Below are 22693 nucleotides of genomic sequence, written 5' to 3'. Positions count from 1 at the left end.
GGCGCTCGAGGCCTCTCATTTTCAGCCTCGAGCACCGAGGCGGGTAATGAACACCATCGAGCGCTATCTTCAGGCGGCCACCCGCGACAACACCCGACGCAGTTACCAAGCGGCGGTCCAGCACTTCGAAGTAAGCTGGGGTGGCTTTCTTCCCGCCACCGCCGACAGTATTGCCCGCTACCTGGCCGACCACGCTGACACCCATGCAATCAGTACCCTCAAACAGCGCCTGGCGGCGCTTGGGCAGTGGCATGTCAGCCAGGGCTTCCCCGATCCGACCAAGGCACCGGTGGTACGCCAGGTGCTCAAGGGTATTCGCACCCTGCACCCGGCCGAACCTCGGCAAGCGGCGCCATTGCAGATCCAGCACTTGCAGCAAGCCATCGAGTTCCTGGAGCAGGCGGCCCGCCAGGCCCGCGAGCGTCACGACCTGCCCGCCCTGCTGCGAGCTCGACGCGATGTGGCGTTGTTGCTGATCGGCTTCTGGCGTGGCTTTCGTGGCGATGAGTTGGCCCGCCTGCAGGTCGAGCACATTCAAGCCCAGGCCGGTAGAGGCATGCACATCTATTTGCCACGAAGCAAAGGTGACCGCCAGGCACTCGGCACGCGCCATCAGGCCCCGGCGCTGAAAGTGCTGTGCCCTGTGCAGGCCTACCTGCAATGGATCGAGGTGGCGGGCATCGCGCACGGCCCGGTGTTCCGCAAGCTCGACCGCTGGGGCAATCTGGGTGAAGCTGCGCTCAACAGCAACAGCCTGATCGCCATGTTGCGGCGCATCCTTGAGCGCAGCGGGATCTCGGCGTCCTTATATACCAGCCACTCGCTGCGCCGTGGCTTTGCCACCTGGGCCACCAGCAACGGCTGGGAGATCAAGGCATTGATGAGCTACGTCGGCTGGAAGGATGCCAAGTCGGCGTTGCGCTATATCGATGCCTCGGCCTCTTTCGGTGAACTGGCGGTGCTCGACAAGCCGCTCGCGCAGCCTGCGATCACCGATTCAACCCGCTGATTGACGGGCACAGGACCACAAGCGAGCCACATCGCCAGCACGATCCTGCAATAGCTCGGCGGCGTTGCCACACGCCTGTTCAAGGCTCATCGGCCCGCTGGTCACAGCGAACGCTGCGTCAATGCCGTAACCGTACAACTGCTGGTAACCCTCACCCAGGGTTCCGGCGATGACCAGCACCGGTACACCGTGGCGCTTGGCAATCCGAGCGACACCGAAGGGTGTCTTGCCCCGCAATGTTTGCGCATCGAAGCGTCCTTCGCCGGTAATCACCAGATCAGCACCTTGCACGGTCGATTCCAGGCCGGCCAGCTCTGCCACCACGTCGACACCCGCACGGAAGGTCGCCTGCAGGAACGCCTTCGCCGCAAAGCCCATGCCGCCCGCTGCACCGCAGCCTGGAAAGTCACGCACGTCTTCGTTGAGCCACGCTGCGCAGTGATCGGCAAAGTGCCCCAAGGCTTTGTCCAGCATCAGCACCTGATCAGGACTGGCGCCTTTCTGGGGGCCGAAGATAGCCGACGCGCCATTGCTGCCGCACAGCGGGTTATCAACGTCGGCGGCAACTTCCATCTGCACCCCGGCCAGGCGCGGGTCCAGCGCGCTGGCATCAAGGCGCGCCAGTTGGCTCAACGCCAGGCCACCCTCGGCCAGCGCCTGATCCTGCGCGTCGAACAGGCGTACGCCCAAGGCCCGCAGCATGCCGCTGCCGCCGTCGTTGGTGGCGCTGCCGCCAATGGCCAAAATGATCCGCTGCGCACCGGCATCGAGGGCGGCGCTGATCAACTGACCAGTGCCAAAGGTGCTGCTACGGCACGCGTCACGCTGGCCAAGACCGAGTAACTGCAAGCCGCTGGCCTGGGCCATTTCAATAATCGCCGTGTGGCTTTCAGCCAACCAGCCCCAACCGGCTTGCACCGGTTCGCCCAGCGGGCCTTGTACGTGCCGACGGCGCAGTTCACCGCCACAGGCCGCGATAATTGCCTCCATGGTGCCTTCACCGCCATCGGCCATCGGGCACTTGAGCAACTGCGCGTCAGGCCAGACCTGAGCCAGGCCCAAGGCAATGGCGTCGGCCACGCCTTCGGCGCTGAGGCTGTCCTTGAACGAGTCGGGGGCGATGACGATTTTCATGGGGGTTCTCCTGCTCCAGTTCGTTGCATGCTGACAGCTAGCGCGTCCGCGGGCTTCTGGCAGATGCACAAAAGCTGCAAATGAGCATTGGGCAGTTCGCCAATCAGGTGTTTGCCGGCAGCAGTTGCAAGCCCAGGTACAAACTCAGCATGCCATCCAGGCGCAGCGGATCAACCTCGCTCAGTTCGGCAATACGCTCCAGGCGATAGCGCAAGCTGTTGCGGTGAATCCCCAGGGCGTCGGCACAGGCCTGACTTTGTCCGTCATGGGCACACCAGGCGCGCAGGGTCGCCAGCAACTGACCGCTGTTGTCCTTGGCGCGGATGCGTTGTAAGGGTTCGAGCAGCTCATCCAGGGCATCATCGTTGCGATGGCGCCACAACAGTGCCGGCAACCGGTAACGCTGCAGCGTAAGCGTTTGCTCGCCCGGCACCACTTCGCGGCCGTAGGCCAGCAGGTCTCGCACCCGTCGATAGCCGCGGCGCAGTTGCTCGATGCTGTGTGCCGGCAGGCCTGTTGCCAGGCGCTGCACCTGCCAACCATGGCGCTGCAACCGTTCCAGCAGCCGCGACTCGTCGATGGCCACACTGGCCGGGCGGCACCACAGCAATGACTGGCGCGCCGGGCTCACACACCAGCTGTCTGGATACCGGCTCATTAACCAGCTGGCCAGCTCTTCGGCCGCAGGGCCGGTGTCCAACTCGAACAGGCAAGGTACGCGTGCCAGCTGCGGTTTGAGGCCCAACTGCCGTGCCTCATCGACCAGACGTGGCGAATCCCCCGAGCCACCCAGCAACAACGCGAGCAGATCGTCACAACGTTGTCGCCGCCATTGCTGCTCCACCTGCAGGTGGCGCTGGGCCAGGAGCATCTCCGCGGTCATGCACACCAGTTGCGCGTAGGTGCGCAACTGCTGCGGGTCGCCCGTAAGACCCAGCACCCCCATCAAGCGCCCATCGAGTAACAAGGGTACATTGATGCCTGGCTGCACACCTTTCAGGCATTTGGCGGCCTCGACGTCGAGTTCGACGATGCGACCATTGGCCAACACCAGCTGTGCACCCTCATGGCGGGTGTTGATGCGCTCCGGCTCGCCGCTGCCCAGGATCAGGCCCTGACTGTCCATGACGTTGACGTTACACGGCAGAATGGCCATCGCTCGATCGACGATATCCTGCGCCAGATCATGGTCCAGTTCGAACATGAGAGGATCCTTGTTATCGCAACAGTTGGTCCGGGGCACAGCAGGTCAGGCGATTTGCTGTGCAAAAGCACAAAGACAGCCACGGCCCGCTCACTGAGACTCGTCGCAGCAGCCACGTTGACGCTGACTGCGGCGATAAACATAAAAACAGAGAGAGAATCATGTCATACAGCTCTGCCCCTGACCAAGGCCAAGACGTCGCCCGCAATGCGCTCTACCGGCGCATTACCTGGCGACTGATTCCCTTCATCTTCATCTGCTACCTGTTCAACTACCTGGACCGGGTAAACGTCGGCTTTGCCAAGTTGCAGATGCTTGATGCGCTGAAATTCAGCGAAACCATCTACGGCCTCGGCGCCGGGATCTTCTTCATCGGCTATGTGGCATGCGGCCTGCCCAGCAACCTGGCGCTCAACCGCTTTGGTCCGCGACGCTGGATTGCGTTGATGATGATTGTCTGGGGCACGTTATCCACCTGCCTGCTGTTTGTGACAACGCCGATGGAGTTCTATGTACTGCGCCTGTTTACCGGCGCGGCTGAAGCGGGCTTCTTCCCCGGCATCGTGCTGTACCTCTCGCGCTGGTTCCCGGCCACACGCCGTGGCCGGATCATGGCCCTATTCATGTCGGCGATCCCGGTTTCCGGCTTGCTGGGCGGCCCGTTCTCCGGCTGGATCCTCAACCACTTCGCCGCAGGCCAACATGGCATGGCCGGCTGGCAGTGGATGTTCCTGATCCAGGGCCTGCCAACGGTACTGCTTGGTTTCCTTGCGATCTTCCTGCTCAGCGACGGTTACGCCACCGCCAAATGGCTGAGCCCGGCCGAGCGCCAGATCATCAAGGCCGATCTTGATGCCGATGCGGCAAGCAAACCGGTGACCACCAGCGACAGCCTGATGTCGGTATTCAGCAACCCGATCATCTGGACATTCGGTTTTGTCTACTTCTGCATCCAGAGCGGCGTGTATGCGATCAACTTCTGGCTGCCGTCGATCATCAAGAGCCTGGGTTTCAGCGACGCCTTGCTGATTGGTTGGCTGAGCGCAATTCCTTACTTGCTGGCGGGTGTATTCATGTTGCTGGTGGGCCGTTCGGCGGACCTGCGCAACGAGCGGCGCTGGCACTTGGTAGTGCCGATGTTGATGGGTGCGTTGGGGCTGCTGATTGCGGTGAACTTCGCGCATAACCCGGTTATTGCCATTATCGGCCTGAGCATCGCCACCATGGGCGCCCTCACCGGCCTGCCCATGTTCTGGCCGATGCCTACCGCCTTGCTCAGTGCTGGCACTGCGGTGGCGGGCCTGGCAATCATCAACTCGGTTGGGCAGATGGCCGGCTTCCTCAGCCCGTACCTGGTCGGTTTCATCAAGGACCAGACCGGGTCGACCGATGCCGCGTTGTATTCGCTGGCCGCCTTAATCGTGGTGGGTAGCCTGGTGGCGTTGCGCGTATCACGCGTGCGCACGCTTGGCACAGTGGGCGAACAGGCTAACTGAGGGTGAGTGCAAAGGCCGGTCATCGTAGACCGGCCTGTTTGTTCACCAGGTTGAACCTTACTCGAACATTACCTTGCCACGGCTGTTACCCCAGTGCTCGAACTGGTGGTGATAACGATCCTCGATCTGGCTGCGACGAATCTTCAGGGTCGGGGTCAGTAGCGCATTGGCGATCGACCACGGCTCATCGACCACCACCAGGCACGCCAGTTGCTCATGTGGCTCGAACTGGCTGTTGATCTCGGCGAGGAACATCTCAAGCTCCGTCAGCACCTTGTCGCGGCCCTCGGCAGTGGCCAGGGCTGCGCGGGTTTCGGCTGAGACATTGAGCAACGCCAGCGGCTGCGCCAGGCCGACGCCAGTCACACAAGAGGCTTCGACCCGTGGATGGTTGCCCAGCTTGGCTTCTATCGGAACCGGGGCCACGTATTTGCCCTTGGCCGTCTTGAACAGTTCCTTTACCCGGCCGGTGATGCGCAGTCGCCCCTGCTCGTCCATCTCGCCGCGGTCGCCGGTGCGGAACAGGCCATCTTCGGTATAGCTCTGTGCGGTCAGTTCCGGCAGTTTGTAGTAACCAAGCATCTGTGCCGGGCTCTTCACCAGGATCTCGTTGTCGGCACCGATACGGCTTTCAACACCCGGAATCGCCGCGCCGACATAGCCGACCCGAACTTGCCCCGGCAAACTGAAATGTGAAGTGCCGAAGTTCTCCGACATGCCGTAGCCCTCCAGCAATTCAAGGCCCAACTGGCGATACCACTCCATCACCGTCACCGGTAAAGGCGCCGAACCGGACAAACCGGTGTGCACATGATCGAGCCCCAGTGCCGCGAGAATGTTCTCCTTCATCAACTTGCCTGCAACCGGATCGGCAAACGCCGCAGCCTGAACAGCCGGATCGATCTTATCGTTGATGCCCTGATAGAACTTGCCCCACAGCCGAGGCATCGACAGAAAGATGGTCGGGCGGGCACGCCGCAGGTCTTGCGCAAAGGTTTCCAGACCCAGGCTGAAGAACACCCGGCAGCCACTGAACAGCGAAACTGCCTCGACCACTGCCCGCTCTGCGGTATGGGCCAGCGGCAGGTAAGACAACAAGCGGTCGTTGTTGCTGGTGCCGTTGCCATTGGCGTACATGCAGCCGGTCACTGCCGGCGCGGTATACATGCTGCGGAAGCTGTGCATCACACCCTTGGGGTCACCGGTACTGCCCGAGGTGTAGATGATGGTTGCCAGTTCCTCAGGTGCGGGCAGATGTACACTCTGCAAGGGTTCGGTGCTGGCGATGATCTGTTCCCAGGAGCGGCCTTTACCGCAACTGGACATCGGCAGGTCTATCAGCGGCAGGTCGGCAGGAATCGAAGCGCTTACTGCACTCCAGCCTGCCGCTTCGCCTTCCAGGCGGCCGACGAATAACAGGCGCACTTCGGCGTGTTCCAGCACGTAGCGCACAGTATCGGCGTTGGCTGTGGTGTACAACGGCACACTCACGTGCCCGGCCATCCAGATCGCCAGGTCGGCAACAATCCAGTGCGCGGTGTTCTTGGCAAACAAACCAATCGACGACTTTTCCGGTAGCTCAAGCGAATGCAGGTGCGCGGCCATACGTCGGGCCTGATCACCGACCTCACGCCAGCTGTAGTCCTGCACGCTGCCATCGGGCATGGGCTGGGTCAGGTAGATCGAATCTGGAGTACTGCGCTCCCAGTCGAGGAAGCGATGCAACAGCGTTGTCTGATTCTTGTTGTTGTTCATGGCAGATCCTGGAGCTGAACGGTGGTGTTCCACCTATTGAAATTATTCTGGTTCACGATGTACCGGTGCGCGTTGGCACCTTGGATCAACTGCGCTGATAAAGCGTCGTAATCACCGTACCGTCGGCGCTCGCCTGCTGTTGCAGGGCAATGCGTGCATTGGCCACCTGGCGCCGACCGGCACTGCCGCGCAGTTGGCTCGTCAGTTCCAGGCATTGTGCCAGAGCGCTGGCCGCGCCCGCTTGGCCCAGTGACAAAAGGCCTCCGCTGGGATTTACCACCAGATTGCCACCATAGGTGTTGTCACCTTCCTCGACCATTTTCTCGGCGCCGCCCTCGGGACAGAAGCCCAATGCCTCGTAAAGCAGCAGTTCATGGAGGGTGCTGGTGTCTTGCAGCTCGCACAGCTCTACTTCCTGTGGCCCCCTGCCCGCCTGTTCGTACAACTCACGGGCCGAGGCCACATTGATGTCGTAGCCGACGCCAGCGAACGTAGCGCCGAGTTTGGCGACCACTTGTGTGGGTGAAACACAGGCCTGGGCCAGCACCTGAACGTGCGGCCCGTGGCCATGGTGCTTGGCAAAGTCGCTGGAGCACAGCAGCAGCGCCGCAACACCCGCGCTGGGCCAGGCGAACTGAGGCAGGGTCAGGGGTTCGGCGAGCAGGCTGGCGTCGAGCACCTGTTCCAGGCTCAACGCGCGGTTGAAGGGGGCCAATGAATTGAGTGCGCCATGCTGGCGCGCCTTGACCGCAATCATCGCGAAGGTTTCACGCCGTGTCTGGTAACGGGCCATGTAATCCCGGGCCGTAGCGCCCAGGTGTGCAAGCGCCACACTCAGGTCCGGGAGATTTGCCGGTGAGCGTTGAATGCCGACCAGCAGAATACTGTCTGCCTGCCCTTGGACAATGGCCTGGCAGGCTTGATAAAACAAATCGCATCCCTGCCCAACGTAGCGCCTTGGCACGCCGCCCATCCCGCCCCGTTCGAGCGCTAGATGCAGGGCTGCGTCCTGGGGCACATCCGAGGCGGCATACACCGAGCCTATGCTGCTGGCGCCCAGGCCGGCATCGACAAGCGCCTGCTGTACCGTACGACCGATCAAGGCCGTTGGATCCGGGCTCAATACGGCCGAACTGAAGGCGGACATACCTACGCCAATCACATTGACGCAACGTTGCATTGTGCTCTCCTGGAATACAAAGCTGCCGCTACCCGACCCGGCTAGCGGCAGATGGCCATGAATCAGGCCGGTACGGACTCGAACAATTCGACCGCACCATTTTTCAGCACGATGACGTCACGCTCCACGGCACGCATCTCAACAATGATGCGCGTGGCAGACTCACGCCACATACGGGTTTCCAAGGTGTCGCCCGGCATCACGATCGAAGCGAAACGCGCCCTCACGCTCTTGAACAGGCGCGAGTCGTTGTCGCAGAACGCCTTGATCACATGGCGGCCCAGGTAACCGAAGGTGCACAGGCCATGCAGGAACGGTTTCTCGTAACCTGCCTTGGCGGCATAGTCCGGGTCCACGTGCATCGGGTTCCAGTCACCGCACAGGCGATACAGCAGTGCCTGATTGACATCAGTGGTGTCGGCCAGCACGGCATCCGGAGCGCGCATCGGCGCAACGTTGATTTCTTCGCTGGCCACACGCTCAAGCCCGGCGCCCGGAACACCTGGATAGAAGCCGGTCACCTCGTTGTAGAACAGCGGCGTGCCATGCTCATCGGTGGTTTCAATGGCCAGGACGCTGACCGAGCTCTTGCCTTTGTCGATGGCAGCTTTCAGGCGCATGGTGTGCTTGAGCTTGGCTTTGGGCGGCAGTGGGCGATACATCACGGTGTATTGCTCACCGTGCAAGCCCTTGGCGAACGGCAAGTTCAAGCCTTCGATCTGCGGCTCGCCGGATTTGGCAGCCCGCAGGAACACTTCGGTGGCCGGCAACACGGCCATCGTCGGCAACACGCGGAACTCATCACCCACGAACTCGTTGACATAGAGCAGCTCGGTGCGGTCCAGTGGGTCCTTGGCGGCGCCGACGGCAAGTGCGTAGAGCGCGGCGTCATTCTGGTCGTACTCGGTTTCCAGGTACGAGACTGCATTGGCCGCCACTTCCATGTCGACGAAGGCGTTGCCACCCTTGGCCGGCGATTCCATCCGGGCGAAAAGCTCTTTGAAGCCTTCTGTGCCATTGGCGTGATGAACGCTGTGCTCGTCAAAACGGGTGATGCGCTCCCAGTTGTCGCGTACCAGCTCCGGGCTCAAGGTGTTGGTGTGCAGGAAGCGCCCGTGGGACCGCTCCCAGCGGTATTTGGCGTGGAAGCCGCCACCCACTTCGAACAAGCCACCGGTGTCCGGGCATTGTTCGCTGCACAACCAGCCAACCAGCGGCGCAACATCTTCCACTTTCAGCTTGTCGTGCAACTCTTCAGGAAACAGCCCGCTGGCGATAACCATGCGTGAGGCAGCGATTGGCGCGATGGTGTTGACACGAATGTTCTTGCTTGCGCCTTCAATGGCCAGCGAATTGGCGAAACCGATCAGGCCGGACTTGGCAGTGGAGTAATTGCACTGACCGAAGTTGCCGAAGATCCCGGCACCCGAGGCGGTCATGACAATGCGGCCATAGCCCTTGTCGCGCATGATCGGCCATACCGCGTGGGTCAGGCGGAAAGCGCCCTTGACGTGGACGTCCTGAATCAGGTCCCACTGCTCTTCGGTCATCTTGTGGAACGAGGTATCACGCAGAATGCCCGCGTTGTTGATCAGGATGTCGACGGTACCGAACGCCTGCAGTGCGGTCGCGACAATCTTCTCGCCTTCGGTGACTGAATGGTGATCGGCGACCGCCTCGCCACCCAGGGCGCGAATTTCGGCGACCACCGCGTCGGCGGCAGCGCTTGAGCTTCCGCGGCCATCGGTGCTGACGCCGAGATCGTTGACCACCACTTTGGCGCCACGGGCACCCAACAGCAATGCGTGGGCGCGGCCCAGGCCATTACCGGCGCCAGTGACGATGGCGACTTTACCGTCGAAACGAATTTCTTCAGACACGTGTGCACTCCTATTGTTATTTCGCTCACAAAGTACGAGCGATGATTTCCTTCATGATTTCGTTGGTACCGCCCCAGATACGGTTGCCGCGGGTATCCAGGTACAACCTGGCAATCGGGTATTCGGTCATGTAGCCGTTGCCACCATGCAGTTGCAGGCAGGCATCGACCACTCGGCTACTGAGTTCGGCGGTCCAGTACTTGGCCACCGCCGCGGTCTCGGCACTGAGTTCACCGCGCAGCAATAGCGCCATGCAGCTGTCGACCCAGGAACGACCAATCTGTATTTCGGTCTTGAGCTGGGCCAGGGTGAATCGCGAGTTCTGGAAATCGAGCACCGGCTTGCCGAACACCATGCGGGTGCGGGTGTACTCCAAGGTGTGTTCAAGCGCGGCTTCAGCCTGGGCCTGAAAACCCACGGCGCCGATGATTCGCTCCCATGCCAGGTCGTGCATTAGCTGGTAGAAGCCCTGCCCTTGCTCGCCGCCGAGCACGTTTTCTACCGGCACCCGGCAGTCATCGAAGAACAACATGCTGGTGTCCTGCGCATGCAGGCCGATTTTTTCCAGCGGTTGCGAGCGGCTGAAGCCTTCGCGCTCTTTCTCGACAATGATCAGCGAGATGTCCTTGGCGCTGCCGCTGTTGCCGGTCTTGCACACCACTACCGCAAGGTCACAGGACGCACCGTTGGAAATGAAGGTTTTCGAACCATTGAGAACAAAGTGGTCGCCGTCGAGCACGGCGCGAGTACGTACCGCTTGCAGGTCCGAACCGGTATTGGGTTCGGTCATGGCTATTGCGCCGACCGCTTCGCCGGACACCATCTTCGGCAGCCAGGCCTGCTTTTGCGCCTCGGTGCCGTAGTTGAGGATGTAGAACGCCACCAGGCCATGCACACCAAAGCCGATCAGGCCGGTAGCACCGATACGCATGAACTCTTCGGAGAAGACCATATCGAACAGGCGGTCAGCGCCCGGGCCACCGTATTCTTCGGGCATTGAGGGCAACAACATGCCCAACTCGCCTGCCTTGCGCCAGACGCCACGGGGGACACACTTGTCTTTCTCCCACTGCGCATGGAAAGGTGCGACTTCTTCCTCCATGAAGCGGCGTGCGGCGCGACGGAACGCTTCGTGCTCGGAACTGAACAGGGTTCGGGGGATCAGGTATTCCATTGCTTATTCCTCTGCGGCACGGATCAGAGCGTGCGTCCGACCAGGTCTTTCATGATGTCGTTGGCGCCGCCGGCAATACGCAGGACGCGATGGTCAAGGTAGTGACGGGCTACCGGGTACTCGAGCATGTAGCCATTGCCGCCATGCAGCTGGACGCACTCGTCCACCACCTTGGTATACAAATCCGAACACCAGAGTTTTGCGGCGGCCGCAGCCTCAGGGCTAAGCGTCCCTTCCAGGCACTGCTCCATGCAGCGGTCGACATAGTTCTGCGATACCGCCAGCTGCATCTTCAGGTCAGCCAACTTGAAGCGGGTGTTCTGGAAGGCGAAGATCGGCTTGCCAAACACATTGCGACTCTTGGTGTAGTCCAGCGTACTTTCCAGTACCGCGAGGGAGCCGGCGACGCTGCTGATCGCAATGGACAGGCGTTCCCAGGCCAGTTCTTTCATCAATTGAAAGAAGCCCTGCCCGGCAACACCGCCCAAGAGGTTTTCCTTTGGCACACGCACGTCTTCGAAGAACAACATGGTGGTGTCCTGCGCGTGCAGGCCAACCTTGCGCAACGGCTGCGAGCGACTGAAGCCTGCACGGTCGGCCTCAACCAGAATCAGCGAGGTGTCCTGGGCGCCCTTGCCCGAGTTGCCGGTCTTGGCTACCACCACGACGATGTCGCAGTTGCTGCCGTTGGAGATGAACGTCTTGGCGCCGTTGATGACGTATTCATCACCGTCCAGCACTGCACGGGTCTTGACTGCCTGCAAGTCGGAACCGGTGTCGGGCTCGGTCATGGCCACCGCGCCGATGGCTTCACCTGCGGCCATTTTTGGTAGCCATTGCAGTTTTTGCGCTTCGCTACCGAAATTCACCAGGTAGCCGGCAACAATGTCATGCACACCAAAGCCGATCAGCCCGGAGGCCAGGCCTGCGCGGTAGATTTCTTCGGTCGCGACCATCGAAAAGCGCCGATCAAGACCAAGACCGCCATAGGCTTGGGGGGTGGTGGCGTTGAGCATGCCCAGTTCGCCGGCGCGTCTCCAGATGTCCCTGGGAACCCGATGATCCGATTCCCACTGTTCTTGGCAAGGCGCACAGTCTTGCGCCAGGAAGCGCCGCACACTGTTGCGGAACTCCTCGTGCTCATGATCAAACAGGCTACGCGGAATCATTAAAGGCTCTCTCCTCAAGTCATCGTTCTGCCACCTTTTCAAGCAGCTCTGAATCGATCATAGGAGGAGCCAACAAGCAGCCGCCCCCTCACAGCGGGGGGGATTTGAGTCGTTGTTGAAATGACCTGGCATGCCCCCCCCCGACCGGGGTTGGTCGGCGAGTGGCCTGGGCGCCTAGGATAGGCCGGCAAAACATCAGGCCAGGCTGCGTTGCGGGCGTCCACGCAACGTTCGCAACGCGCCTGCCCTGGTGGTTTGTCGCTTACTCGATCAAGCCGTGCTTGCGCGCCCACGACACCGCGTCGTAGCGGCTGGAGACGCCCAGCTTGGCGTAGATGTTTTTCAGGTTCCATTTCACCGTTTCCAGTGAAATGTTCAACGTCAGCGCCACGCGCTTGTTGGCCATCGCCTGGCTGATCAACTCAAGGATGGCCAACTCTCGCGGCGTCAGCATCGACGGCGCGCCGGTGGCACAGGCGTCACTGCTGCGCCCGGCGCCACCTTGGCCAAAGCGCTCCAACAGCATCGTCAGGTAGCTATCATCTTCACTGTCCAGGGGGGTGCCCGCCAACGCGCTGAGCATTTTGCGCCGTACCTCACCTTCATCGAGGAAAGTACGCACCATGCCCAACTGACGCCCCTGGGACAGGGCCGCGCGCAAATGCGCCTGTGCTTGCTCAGGCTGCAGCAAGTCCGCCCTTGCGCACGCCATCAGTAGCTGGCCGATGACCAGCAACTGACCACGGCGATAGGCAATGGCGTAGCGTTCCAGGGTCTGAAGGTCGTGCAGGGCTTTGTCCGGATAGTTGGTGGCCAACAGCAAACGCGCGCTGGCCAACGCTGCGATCGCGACGATGTCGGCCTGGAAACCCACCGCACCTTCATGCCGCGCTGCCAGCGCTTGCAGCTTGGCGACCTGTTCAGCAGCGAACGCCTTGTTGCTTTCGATCAGGGCGATTCGTACCTGCTCGGCCAGGCAGTGCACCAATGCACGCTCCTGGCCAATGGTGCGAAAGTGGCGTTCCTGGCGTTGCAGAAAAGCCATGGCGACCGCCGCGCAATCCTGCAGCAGGTCCAGGCGTGCACGGCTGATCGTGGCGCGCAGCATGGTATCGGGCATCGCCCACTGCAACAGTCCGCTGCGATTGGCGAGAATCTCCCGCGCTTCGTCGGTTCGATCCAGCTCGCGATACACCTCGGCCAGGGTAGCGGCGCCCAGGTAGGCGCTGGCAGAGCGATGGCCGTGAACAGAAACCGCACGCGCCAATTGCGTAGAACCGATGCGTTCGGCCTCCAGAATCCGGCCCTCCTGCAAGTAACACAGTGTGCGCGCCCCTTGAGCCACCAAGGCCATTTCGGCATCGCGCTCGGATTCGGGTATGGGATTGTCATCCAGGCAGCGCAAGGCGTCCTCCATCCTGCCGGCGGCCAGATAAGCAATGGCCAGCAGCGCGGGTGCGCCGTAGCGAGTGACCGAATAGTCATCGGGCAGCGCCTGGAAGTCCTTCAACAAGGCAATGATCGGTTCAGTGCGATCACGCTGCAGTTCAATGGTCGCCTGCACCAGCGGCAAACGGTAGGCCACATCGTCCTGATGTGCCGCACCGCTGTGGCGAAACTGTTCGAGCCAGGCCTCAGCCTTGGCCGGGCGTGCCGTCAGGGCATAGGCCAGGCAGCCGAGGAAGAACAGCCGTGGACGCGAGAACAGAATGTCCTGGGGCAGTCGGTCGAGCAGACGCAATAATGGGCTGAGCTGTCCCAGGCTCCAGGTTGCCGGCGCGGCGCGCTCGATTACCTCGGCGGCAAAACCGAGGTCGCCGGCCAGTGTCGCGTGGCGTACGGCTTCAGCCAAAAGCTTTCGTCCGGCAAACCAGTGAGCGGCGCGGCTATGCAGTTCGGTTTGCGAAGCGCTGTCACGTCGCGCCAGACGCGTGGCGAGAAAATCAGCGAACAGCGCATGAAAGCGATACCAGGGCTGCCGGTCGTCTGCCTCCACACGAAAAATCAGCAAATTGTCTTCATCAAGGCGCTTCAACATTGCCTGTGCCGAGTCACTGCCGGTTACTGCCTGGGCGAGTGAGGCATTGAAGCGACGGCAGATGCTGATGCTTTCCATGAAGCTCGCCAGCTCCACGGGCAAGTGCGCCATCACGTTTTCAGCCAGGTAGCTCGGCAAGTCATCAGAGCGCCAGCCCATCTCACGCAAGGTGTCGCGGGCATCGGGATCACTGCGCAACAGAATGATCACCAACTGCAGCGTCGCAGGCCAACCACTGGTGAGCTCATGAATCTGGTGCAACTCCTCGGGGCTTAGCTTCAACGCTGACAGGCCCTGTTCGATAAAGGCTCGTGACTCGTTGAGGTCGAACGGCAAGGCGGCGCAGTCGATTTCAACCAACTGCCCACTCAAGCGCAGGCGGCTGAAACTCAACGGCGGGCCCACCCGCGAGGAAATGACGAAATGCAGGTTCTCGGGGCTATGGTCCAAGAGCTTCTGCATCAACTGATGGGCGCGTGGGTCTGTTACATGCTGGAAGTCATCGATAACCAGAAACAATTCTTTGTTGATGGCCGCTGCGCCCTCGACAACTGCTGCAACCACTTCATCGATCAATTCCTGGCGCGTGCCCTCGAACGGCATGCCGCTGTCTAGGGCGATGCCCAGGCGTTGCAGGGCGCCACGCAAATAGGCGAAGAATATCGACAGGTGCGTATCATCGGCACTCAACGACAGCCATGCCACCTCCGCCCCGGAGCGCATCATGACCTGGCGCCATTGAGCCAGCAGCGTAGTTTTACCAAAGCCTGGACTGCCGGTAATCAAGCCTACCCGGCACTCTGACATGCCGCGCAAATCCTCCAGCAAGCGTTCGCGGACGATTGTCTGGGTACCAATGCGCGGTGGAGCAAATTTCGTCGATACGAGCAGTTTATCGGTGTGCATGTGCTGACTGGTCTCCGATCCTGCCCAGCCCGACGACACAGCGACTCGGGCGCTGCACGATGGGGAAAGGCAAGGTGTGGCCACGTTCTGGCGATTGTCGGATTATTAACCCGAATACCGTCAAAGTCAGCACGTATCAGCGCCACGCACTGGCTTGCGGTAACCGCGGTGATCCGCCTGGCACAGATGGTGGCGGGGAACCGATACAAACCGCCCCCTACAAGTGAGGGGGGTGTCGATATCGGCCCCACACTTCAGAGCGTTCGTGCTACCAATTCACGCATGATGTCGTTGGCTCCCCCGTAAATACGGTTGACGCGACTGTCCAGATAATGCCGGGCCACCGGATATTCCAGCATGTAGCCGTTACCACCATGCAACTGCACGCACTGGTCGACCACCTTCGAGTACAGCTCCGTACACCAGAGCTTTGCTGCTGCCGCCGCCTCAGGACTCAATTCGTGCTGCAGAATCAGCTCCATGCAGCGATCGGTGAAGGTCTGGCCCAAGGCGATCTCGGTCTTGAGCTCGGCCAACTTGAAGCGCGAATTCTGAAATTCGATGATCGGCTTGCCGAACACCTTGCGTTCGCGGGTGTAGTCGATGGTCTGCTCCAGCACCGCCTGACTGGCGGCGATAGCAAGAATGCCAATGCTCAGGCGCTCCCAGGCCAGCTCCTTCATCAATTGATAGAAGCCCTGGCCCGGTTCGCCACCGAGCACATTCGCCGCAGGCACGCGCACGTCCTGGAAAAACACCATGGTGGTGTCCTGGGCGTGCATACCGACCTTGCGCAGTGGTTTGGACTTGCTTACCCCGGCACGGTCGGCTTCCACCAGAATCAGCGAGATATCCCGCGAACCCTTGCCACTGTTACCGGTTTTGGCAATCACCACGATGATGTCGCTGTTGGTGCCGTTGGAGATAAACGTCTTGGCACCGTTGATGACGTATTCGTCACCGTCGAGCACCGCACGGGTCTTGACTGCCTGCAGGTCCGAGCCGGTATCGGGCTCGGTCATGGCTACGGCGGCGATGGCTTCACCGCTGGCCATTTTTGGCAACCACTGCAGCTTCTGCGCCTCGGTGCCGAAGTTGATGAAATAGCCAGCGCAGATGTCATGCACATTGAAACCATTGAGCCCGGAGAGCCCGGCACGGGCGACCTCTTCGACCGAAATCATCGAAAAACGCCGATCCAGGCCCAGGCCGCCATAGGCTTCTGGAGTGGTGGCATTGAGCATGCCCAACTCACCGGCGCGCTGCCAGACCTGCCGGGGAACCAAATGATCCTCTTCCCATTGTTCGTGGAATGGCGTGCACTCCTCCGCCAGAAAACGCCGAACGGTACTGCGGAACGCTTCATGCTCATGATCGAACAAAGTACGCGGAATCATGGATTGCCCTCGGGGTACGTGGATACTTCGCGTCACCTTATGGCCGCCGCAGCCGGATTCGCCCCCTCCAAGCGGGTAGGCATGCGGCAAATGTGATTTAGATAATGCGCTGCGCTTTCAACGCCTCGATCCGCTCATTGTCGATGCCCCAGTCGGCCAGGATGGCCTCGCTGTCGGCCCCGCTCGGCCTAGGGGCGCTCGGGGTTGGGGGCACGCTGCGACTAAAACGTGGTGCAGGCGCCGGCTGCAACACCCCATCCACACGAATAAAGGTCTCGCGCTCGATATTGTGCGGATGCTCTGCTGCCTCGTCCCAATCCAGTACCGGAGCAAAACAGGCATCAGTGCCTTCGAGCAATGCGCACCACTGCTGCCGCGTCTGCGTCATGAACAACGCGCTCATGCGCTCCTTGAGCGGTGCCCAGGCCGACTTGTCCCGCTGGGTATGGAACGCCGGGTCGGTAATGTTGCACAGCTTGAGCAACAAAGAATAGAACTGCGGTTCGATAGCTCCAATGGCGATGAACTTGCCATCGGCACAACGATACGTATCGTAGAAGTGTGCGCCGCCATCGAGCAGGTTGTCGCCACGCTCATTGTTCCAGGCCCCCGCGGCCTTGAACCCGTACATCATCGCCGAGAGCAACGCGGTGCCATCGGTCATGGCTGCATCGACCACCTGGCCTTTGCCCGAACTGCGCGCCTCGGTAAGTGCGCAGAGCACGCCAAAACCCAACAGCATGCCGCCGCCACCAAAGTCACCAACGTAATTCAACGGCACCACCGGTTTTTCGCCTGCACGGCCAATGGCATGCAAGGCACCGGCAATCGCGATGTAGTTGATATCGTGCCCCGCCGCGTGCGCCAGGGGACCGAACTGGCCCCAGCCGGTCATGCGTCCGTAGACCAGCTTCGGGTTACGCGCCAGGCATACCTCCGGACCCAAGCCCATTCGTTCCATGACGCCAGGGCGAAAGCCCTCGATGAGGATATCCGCCTTGGCGATCAGCGCCAGGACGGTCTCGGTGGCACCCTCGGCACGCATGTCGATGGCCAGCGAACGACGGCCGCGATTGAGCACCTGTACACGGCTATTGTCGACGGCCTCGGCCTTCACAGGCTTTTCGATACGAATCACCTCGGCGCCCATGTCCGCCAGCATCATCGCGCAAAAGGGCGCCGGCCCAAGCCCTGCCATCTCTACAACTTTCAACCCTGCCAACGGTCCTGACATTGCGCTACACCTTTGTGGTTGTTTGATGACATCAAGCCTAGTGCCTGCGCCTGCCGCGACAATCGTTCGAATGAACCAAAGCCACCGCTGCAGCCGCCACACCGATAGTGCGCAAACGAAGCGTATGGTTCGTTCGATCTACTGCCATTGCCCACCCCGTCCTTTAGTGTGCAGTTTCCAAGACCTGCAACGTCAAGGTGGGTGAACACACCCGTTACGCATAACAATAACCAAGGTGGATTCATGAAACACGTCTTCAAACCCCTGCTGCTGGCTGCAACAATCGCTGCCATCAACAGCCCGATGCTGTACGCAGCCGAGCCTGCCCTCAACCAACCTGCCTCAAGCCAGACGATCAGTAGCAACAAGGCGGTTCTGAGCCAGTTGCCGTTTACTGATCGCGCTGACTACGAGTCTGTCAGTCGCGGTTTGATCGCAGCATTCAACGGTCAGATCAAACGCGCCGACGGTAAGGTGGTTTGGGACACCACTGCGTATCAGTTCCTCGACAAAGACCAGGTGCCCGACAGTGTCAACCCGAGCCTGTGGCGCCTGGGCCAGTTGAACAGCCATGCCGGCTTGTTCCAGGTTTCCGAGCGCATTTACCAGTTGCGCGGGATGGACGTATCGAACATGACCGTGATCGAAGGCGATCAGGGCCTGATCATCATCGACCCGCTGACTGTTTCCGAAACCGCTCGCACCGCACTGGACCTGTACTATCAGCACCGTCCGAAAAAGCCGGTGGTCGCGGTAATCTACAGCCACACGCATGCCGACCACTTCGGCGGCGTCAAAGGCATTGTCGACGACGCCGACGTGCAGTCGGGCAAGGTGAAAATCTACGCGCCGAGCGGTTTCATGGAACATGTGGTCAGCGAGAATATCTTCGCCGGTACCGCCATGAGCCGCCGCGCCTTGTACCAGTTCGGCAGCCTGCTGCCGCGCGGTGAAAAGGGCCAGGTCGATGCGGGCATGGGCAAATCGACCCCCGTGGGTGGCACGATCACCCTGATCGCACCGACCGTATCGATCAAGGACCCTTACGAAACTCACCGTATCGACGGAGTCGATGTCGAGTTCCAACTGACCCCCGGCACCGAAGCACCTTCTGAGATGAACATGTACCTGCCGCAACTGCGCGCGTTGTGCATGTCTGAAAACACCACGCAGATGATGCACAACATCCTCACCCCGCGTGGTGCCCTGGTGCGCGATGCCAAGGCCTGGGCGCAGTACATCGATGCCAGCCTCGAGCGCTACGGCGACAAGACCGACGTCATGTTCGTTTCGCACAACTGGCCGACCTGGACCGGTGAACGCGTGCGCACCCTGCTCGCTGACCAGCGTGACATGTATGCTTTCCTCAACGACCGCACCTTACACCTGCTCAACCAAGGCCTGACCCCCGCGGAAATTGCCGCGGACATGCAGAAACTGCCGGGCGACCTGGAGAATAAGTGGTACACCCGGGGCTACTACGGCTCCCTGAGCCACAACTCGCGGGCCGTGTACCAGCGTTACCTCGGCTACTACGACGGCAACCCGGCAAACCTTAACCCACTGCCACCCGAGCAGGCCGCCGAACATTTCGTCAAAGCCTTGGGAGGCCTTACGCCGGCCATGGAGAAAATGAAGGAAGCACTGGCCAACGGCGAGTATCGCTGGGCTGTGCAACTGGGCAACAACCTGGTGTTCTTCGCCCCCGACAACCAAGAGGCGCGCGAGCTTCAGGCCCGGGCCATGGAGCAATTGGGCTATCAGAGCGAAAACGCCCTTTGGCGCAACATGTACCTGACCGGGGCCATGGAACTGCGCCAGGGTGTGCCGCAGTACCAAGGTGGCACCAACTCCCCGGACATGATCCAGGCCATGTCACCGTCGATGTTCTTCGATTACCTGGCCGTGCGCCTGGATTCGCAGAAGGCCCAGGGTCACGACATGACCTTGAACTGGGTGTTCAGCGACCTCGACCAGCCGTTTGCATTGACCTTGCGCAACGGCGTGCTGACGCACCGCTCGGGTACCCAGAACGCGAAAGCTGCGGTCACCGTGACAATGGATAAAGCCACGCTGGATAAAATCAGCCTGCGCCAACTGGATTTCCCAACGGCCATCAAGCAAGGCGATATCCAGATCCAGGGTGACAGCAAGAAGCTCGGCGAACTACTGGGCATGCTCGATACCTTCTCGCCCTGGTTCAATATCGTCACACCTTAAGGGATTTTCGCGGGGCTTCGCGCCCCGCGATTCCTTTTCCCCATTGCGGGGAGAGCCCGCGCCTACCTGTTCAGGGTTTGGCGCGTTCGGTCAGTTGCCGCGCAGGTATTGCCAGCAGCAACACCAGCACACCCACAATCAGTACACCACCAATCAGATCGAAGGCCAGGTACAAATCCCCGGTCGCTGACTTGATCGCACCAACGGCAATCTGGCTGACAACGCCCGCCAGGCCACCAATGCAACTGATAACCGCAATCCCGACCGGTGCCGCTGCAGGCGTTAGCAGTGCTGGGGGAATGGTCCAGAACAACGACAGCGAGGTCAGTGACGCTGCCGCGCCGACACTCATCAGCGCCACCGAGGCAACCAGATTGCCTTGTGCCGGCCCCAGCAGAAAGAAGCAACTGGCGCCGACCATTACCGTCACCGCCACATGCCAGCGTCGTTCAAGGCGCTTGTCGGAGCTGCGCGCCAGCAGGTACATACCCACCAATGCCAACAGGTAGGGAATGCTCGCGAGCATACCAATGGTCTTGAGATTCTCCACGCCGAAGCCGCGGATCAGTGTGGGCATCCAGTACGACACGGTATTCGAGCCGCTGTACAGGCAAAAGAACACCAATCCGGCAATGTACACCCGCGGGTTGCGCAGTACCTGGGCAAGGCTGGCATGAGCACTACCGGCGGCCTGTCCCTGGGCCAGGGCGTTGGCCAACAGCTGCTTCTCGCGGGTGCTCAGCCACGGCGCGTCGGCCGGTTTGTCGACCAGCCAGAACCAGCCAAACAGCCCCAGCAACATAGCCGGCACCCCCTCGAATACAAACAGCACCTGCCAGTCTCGCAAGCCCATGAAACCGCCGAAATGACTCATGATATAGCCCGCCAGCGGCCCGCTGACGATTCCGGCGATCATCGCTGCCATTAGAAACACTGCGGGGATGCGCGCTCGCAACGCAGCGGGGAACCAGAAGGTCAGGTAAAGGATGACGCCCGGGAAGAACCCGGCCTCGGCAACCCCGAGCAGAAACCGTGCGGCAATCAACTGTCCCGGCGTGGTGACAAAGGCCGTTGCCACAGTCACCGCCCCCCACAGCACCATGATTCGAGTCAGGGTGGCTCGCGCGCCAATGCGCTGCAGATATATGTTGCTTGGCACTTCGAAGAGGATGTAGCCGAGGTAGAAAATCCCTGCACCAATGCCGTAGGCAGCATCGGTAAGGGCAATGTCTTCGGCCATGCGCAGCTTGGCGAAGGACACGTTCAAGCGATCGATGGTGTTGATGGCATAGGCCAGGAACAGGTACGGCAGCAGGCGCAGAATTACTTTGCGGTAAACCGCGCGGGTTTGCTGCTCATCCTGCTCGGCCGCAGCCGGCAGTACGACGGCGTCATTCATGGAGCACTCCTTGGCTGACAGTTGCGCAGGCCGCCGACGTTGCAGACGCCAGCGGCCAGGGACAGGAAGGTCGATTAGAGAGAGGCTTGCAGCTCAGGCACCGCCTCGAACAGGTCAGCCACCAGGCCGTAATCGGCAACCTGGAAGATCGGTGCTTCTTCGTCCTTGTTGATCGCCACGATCACCTTGGAGTCTTTCATCCCTGCCAGGTGCTGAATCGCACCCGAAATGCCGACGGCAATGTACAACTGTGGCGCAACGATTTTGCCGGTCTGCCCGACCTGCATGTCGTTGGCGACAAAACCGGCGTCAACCGCCGCACGCGAAGCGCCCACCCCTGCGCCAAGCTTGTCGGCCAGGCTGTACAGGTGCTTGAAGTTGTCACCGTTCTGCATGCCGCGACCGCCCGACACGACGATCTTCGCTGCGGTCAGCTCCGGCCGATCAGAGCTGGCCAACGCCTCGGCAACAAAGCAGGAGACCTGCCCGCAAGGCACACTGGCCACTGGCTGCACGCGGGCTTGCCCAGCAGCTGAGCACCCCGCACTGGCAAACGCGGTACCGCGCACCGTGATGACCTTGATCGGCGCACTCGACTGTACCGTGGCAATGGCGTTGCCCGCGTAGATCGGCCGCTTGAAGGTGTCAGCCGAGACCACCGCGGTAATCTCGGAGATCTGATCGACATCGAGCAGCGCCGCTACCCGTGGCAGAAGGTTCTTGCCATTGGAGGTGGCCGGTGCCAGCACATGACTGTAGCCCGCGGCCAACTCAGCGATCAGCGGCGCCAGGTTTTCCGCCAACTGATGCGCATACGCTGCATCGTTGGCCACCAGCACGGTACTGACACCGTCGATGGCCTGCGCGGCACTAACAGCGCCGTCGATATCGGCACCGGCCACCAACACATGCACCTCAGCACCGATTTGCTGTGCGGCCGTGACCGTGTTCAAGGTGGCGGCGGCAAGTTCAGCGTGGCTGTGTTCTGCAATAACCAGGATTGTCATCAGATTACCTTCGCCTCGTTCTTCAGTTTCTCAACCAGTTCCGCCACCGACTTGACCTTGATCCCGGCACTGCGGGTAGCCGGTGCTTCTACGTTCAAGGTGCTGACTGTCGATGCCGTGCTCACACCTAGCGCTTGTGGGGTGACAGTCTCCAGCGGCTTCTTCTTGGCCTTCATGATGTTTGGCAGCGACGCATAGCGCGGCTCGTTCAGGCGCAGGTCGGTGGTGACGATTGCAGGCAGGTTCAACGCTACCGTCTGCAGGCCGCCGTCGACTTCACGGGTGACATTGATCTTGTCGCCAGCGACTTCGACCTTGGAGGCGAACGTGCCTTGGGCATAACCGCTCAGCGCAGCGAGCATCTGGCCGGTCTGGTTGTTGTCACTGTCGATGGCTTGCTTGCCCAGGATCACCAGTTGTGGTTGTTCTTTGTCGGCCACAGCCTTGAGCAGCTTGGCCACCGCCAGGGATCCCAGTTCATCGGCCGATTC

Annotated in this window: 15 protein-coding genes and 1 pseudogene; 3 read left to right on the top strand and 13 right to left on the bottom strand. The window is 60.9% G+C overall.

The window, feature by feature from the left end; all coding sequences use genetic code 11:
- Positions 1–46: 46 nt before the first annotated feature.
- A complete protein-coding gene (locus H8F21_RS06365; protein WP_203480692.1) occupies positions 47–1009 on the top strand; it encodes a site-specific integrase in 963 nt (320 codons plus the stop codon).
- Here H8F21_RS06365 and H8F21_RS06360 read toward each other — a convergent pair.
- Together H8F21_RS06360 and H8F21_RS06355 are read right to left on the bottom strand one after the other, a co-directional pair.
- On the bottom strand, positions 998–2143 hold the full coding sequence (locus tag H8F21_RS06360) for a glycerate kinase (protein WP_203584154.1): 1146 nt from the start codon (positions 2141–2143) through the stop codon (positions 998–1000). The genes H8F21_RS06365 and H8F21_RS06360 overlap by 12 nt on opposite strands.
- A 103-nt stretch (positions 2144–2246) precedes the next feature.
- The gene (locus tag H8F21_RS06355) at positions 2247–3347 is read right to left on the bottom strand and encodes a sugar diacid recognition domain-containing protein (protein WP_203480695.1); all 1101 of its coding nucleotides are present in this window, start codon (positions 3345–3347) and stop codon (positions 2247–2249) included.
- Between the two features lie 161 nt (positions 3348–3508).
- Here H8F21_RS06355 and H8F21_RS06350 point away from each other — a divergent pair, with 161 nt between their 5' ends.
- On the top strand, positions 3509–4843 hold the full coding sequence (locus tag H8F21_RS06350) for an MFS transporter (protein WP_203480697.1): 1335 nt from the start codon (positions 3509–3511) through the stop codon (positions 4841–4843).
- Between the two features lie 57 nt (positions 4844–4900).
- Here H8F21_RS06350 and H8F21_RS06345 read toward each other — a convergent pair whose 3' ends face one another.
- The 8 genes from H8F21_RS06345 to H8F21_RS06310 form a co-directional block, all read right to left on the bottom strand.
- On the bottom strand, positions 4901–6598 hold the full coding sequence (locus H8F21_RS06345) for an AMP-binding protein (RefSeq protein WP_203480699.1): 1698 nt from the start codon (positions 6596–6598) through the stop codon (positions 4901–4903).
- 85 nt (positions 6599–6683) lie between these two features.
- Positions 6684–7778, bottom strand: coding sequence for a thiolase C-terminal domain-containing protein (locus H8F21_RS06340; protein ID WP_203480701.1), 1095 nt, complete (start codon positions 7776–7778; stop codon positions 6684–6686).
- A 62-nt stretch (positions 7779–7840) separates the two neighbouring features.
- Positions 7841–9658 (bottom strand): SDR family oxidoreductase, encoded by a 1818-nt coding sequence (locus H8F21_RS29815; protein ID WP_203480703.1) that lies wholly within the window; start codon positions 9656–9658, stop codon positions 7841–7843.
- Between the two features lie 25 nt (positions 9659–9683).
- Complete coding sequence (locus tag H8F21_RS06330) at positions 9684–10823, bottom strand: acyl-CoA dehydrogenase family protein (RefSeq protein WP_236042928.1); 1140 nt, start codon at positions 10821–10823, stop codon at positions 9684–9686.
- 32 nt (positions 10824–10855) lie between these two features.
- On the bottom strand, positions 10856–12001 hold the full coding sequence (locus tag H8F21_RS06325) for an acyl-CoA dehydrogenase family protein (RefSeq protein ID WP_203480707.1): 1146 nt from the start codon (positions 11999–12001) through the stop codon (positions 10856–10858).
- Between the two features lie 262 nt (positions 12002–12263).
- Positions 12264–14945: a LuxR C-terminal-related transcriptional regulator gene (locus H8F21_RS06320; RefSeq protein ID WP_203480709.1), complete on the bottom strand. Its 2682-nt coding sequence runs from the start codon at positions 14943–14945 to the stop codon at positions 12264–12266.
- 254 nt (positions 14946–15199) lie between these two features.
- Positions 15200–16342: an acyl-CoA dehydrogenase family protein gene (locus H8F21_RS06315; RefSeq protein WP_203480712.1), complete on the bottom strand. Its 1143-nt coding sequence runs from the start codon at positions 16340–16342 to the stop codon at positions 15200–15202.
- 97 nt (positions 16343–16439) lie between these two features.
- Entirely contained in the window at positions 16440–17576 is a 1137-nt protein-coding gene (locus H8F21_RS06310) for a CaiB/BaiF CoA transferase family protein (protein ID WP_203584153.1), read from the bottom strand.
- Between the two features lie 243 nt (positions 17577–17819).
- Here H8F21_RS06310 and H8F21_RS06305 point away from each other — a divergent pair, with 243 nt between their 5' ends.
- On the top strand, positions 17820–19796 hold the full coding sequence (locus tag H8F21_RS06305) for an alkyl/aryl-sulfatase (protein WP_203480717.1): 1977 nt from the start codon (positions 17820–17822) through the stop codon (positions 19794–19796).
- A gap of 70 nt (positions 19797–19866) precedes the next feature.
- Here the strand turns inward: H8F21_RS06305 and H8F21_RS06300 are convergent, their stop codons facing one another.
- The 3 genes and pseudogenes from H8F21_RS06300 to H8F21_RS06290 all read right to left on the bottom strand — a co-directional run.
- A complete protein-coding gene (locus H8F21_RS06300; protein WP_203584152.1) occupies positions 19867–21195 on the bottom strand; it encodes an MFS transporter in 1329 nt (442 codons plus the stop codon).
- 74 nt (positions 21196–21269) lie between these two features.
- Positions 21270–22202, bottom strand: a complete 933-nt coding sequence (locus tag H8F21_RS06295; RefSeq protein WP_203480720.1) for an electron transfer flavoprotein subunit alpha/FixB family protein — start codon at positions 22200–22202, stop codon at positions 21270–21272.
- Positions 22202–22693 (bottom strand): annotated as a pseudogene (locus H8F21_RS06290) (electron transfer flavoprotein subunit beta/FixA family protein); the annotation flags it as partial. The pseudogene H8F21_RS06290 and the gene H8F21_RS06295, both read right to left, overlap by 1 nt.

The organism is Pseudomonas arcuscaelestis, assembly GCF_016881005.1.
Lineage (GTDB): Bacteria > Pseudomonadota > Gammaproteobacteria > Pseudomonadales > Pseudomonadaceae > Aquipseudomonas > Aquipseudomonas arcuscaelestis.
The sequence above is the reverse complement of the archived record's forward strand: the minus strand, read 5'-3'. Positions and strand labels throughout refer to the sequence as shown.

Bases quoted from the DNA above. Each gene is read 5' to 3' on its own strand.
- H8F21_RS06345 (WP_203480699.1), bottom strand. From the start codon at position 6,598: ATGAACAACAACAAGAATCAGACAACGCTGTTGCATCGCTTCCTCGAC.
- H8F21_RS06340 (WP_203480701.1), bottom strand. From the start codon at position 7,778: ATGCAACGTTGCGTCAATGTGATTGGCGTAGGTATGTCCGCCTTCAGT.
- H8F21_RS06360 (WP_203584154.1), bottom strand. From the start codon at position 2,143: ATGAAAATCGTCATCGCCCCCGACTCGTTCAAGGACAGCCTCAGCGCC.
- H8F21_RS06310 (WP_203584153.1), bottom strand. From the start codon at position 17,576: ATGTCAGGACCGTTGGCAGGGTTGAAAGTTGTAGAGATGGCAGGGCTT.
- H8F21_RS06355 (WP_203480695.1), bottom strand. From the start codon at position 3,347: ATGTTCGAACTGGACCATGATCTGGCGCAGGATATCGTCGATCGAGCG.
- H8F21_RS06320 (WP_203480709.1), bottom strand. From the start codon at position 14,945: ATGCACACCGATAAACTGCTCGTATCGACGAAATTTGCTCCACCGCGC.
- H8F21_RS06325 (WP_203480707.1), bottom strand. From the start codon at position 12,001: ATGATTCCGCGTAGCCTGTTTGATCATGAGCACGAGGAGTTCCGCAAC.
- H8F21_RS06315 (WP_203480712.1), bottom strand. From the start codon at position 16,342: ATGATTCCGCGTACTTTGTTCGATCATGAGCATGAAGCGTTCCGCAGT.
- H8F21_RS06350 (WP_203480697.1), top strand. From the start codon at position 3,509: ATGTCATACAGCTCTGCCCCTGACCAAGGCCAAGACGTCGCCCGCAAT.
- H8F21_RS06305 (WP_203480717.1), top strand. From the start codon at position 17,820: ATGAAACACGTCTTCAAACCCCTGCTGCTGGCTGCAACAATCGCTGCC.
- H8F21_RS06300 (WP_203584152.1), bottom strand. From the start codon at position 21,195: ATGAATGACGCCGTCGTACTGCCGGCTGCGGCCGAGCAGGATGAGCAG.
- H8F21_RS06365 (WP_203480692.1), top strand. From the start codon at position 47: ATGAACACCATCGAGCGCTATCTTCAGGCGGCCACCCGCGACAACACC.
- H8F21_RS06295 (WP_203480720.1), bottom strand. From the start codon at position 22,202: ATGACAATCCTGGTTATTGCAGAACACAGCCACGCTGAACTTGCCGCC.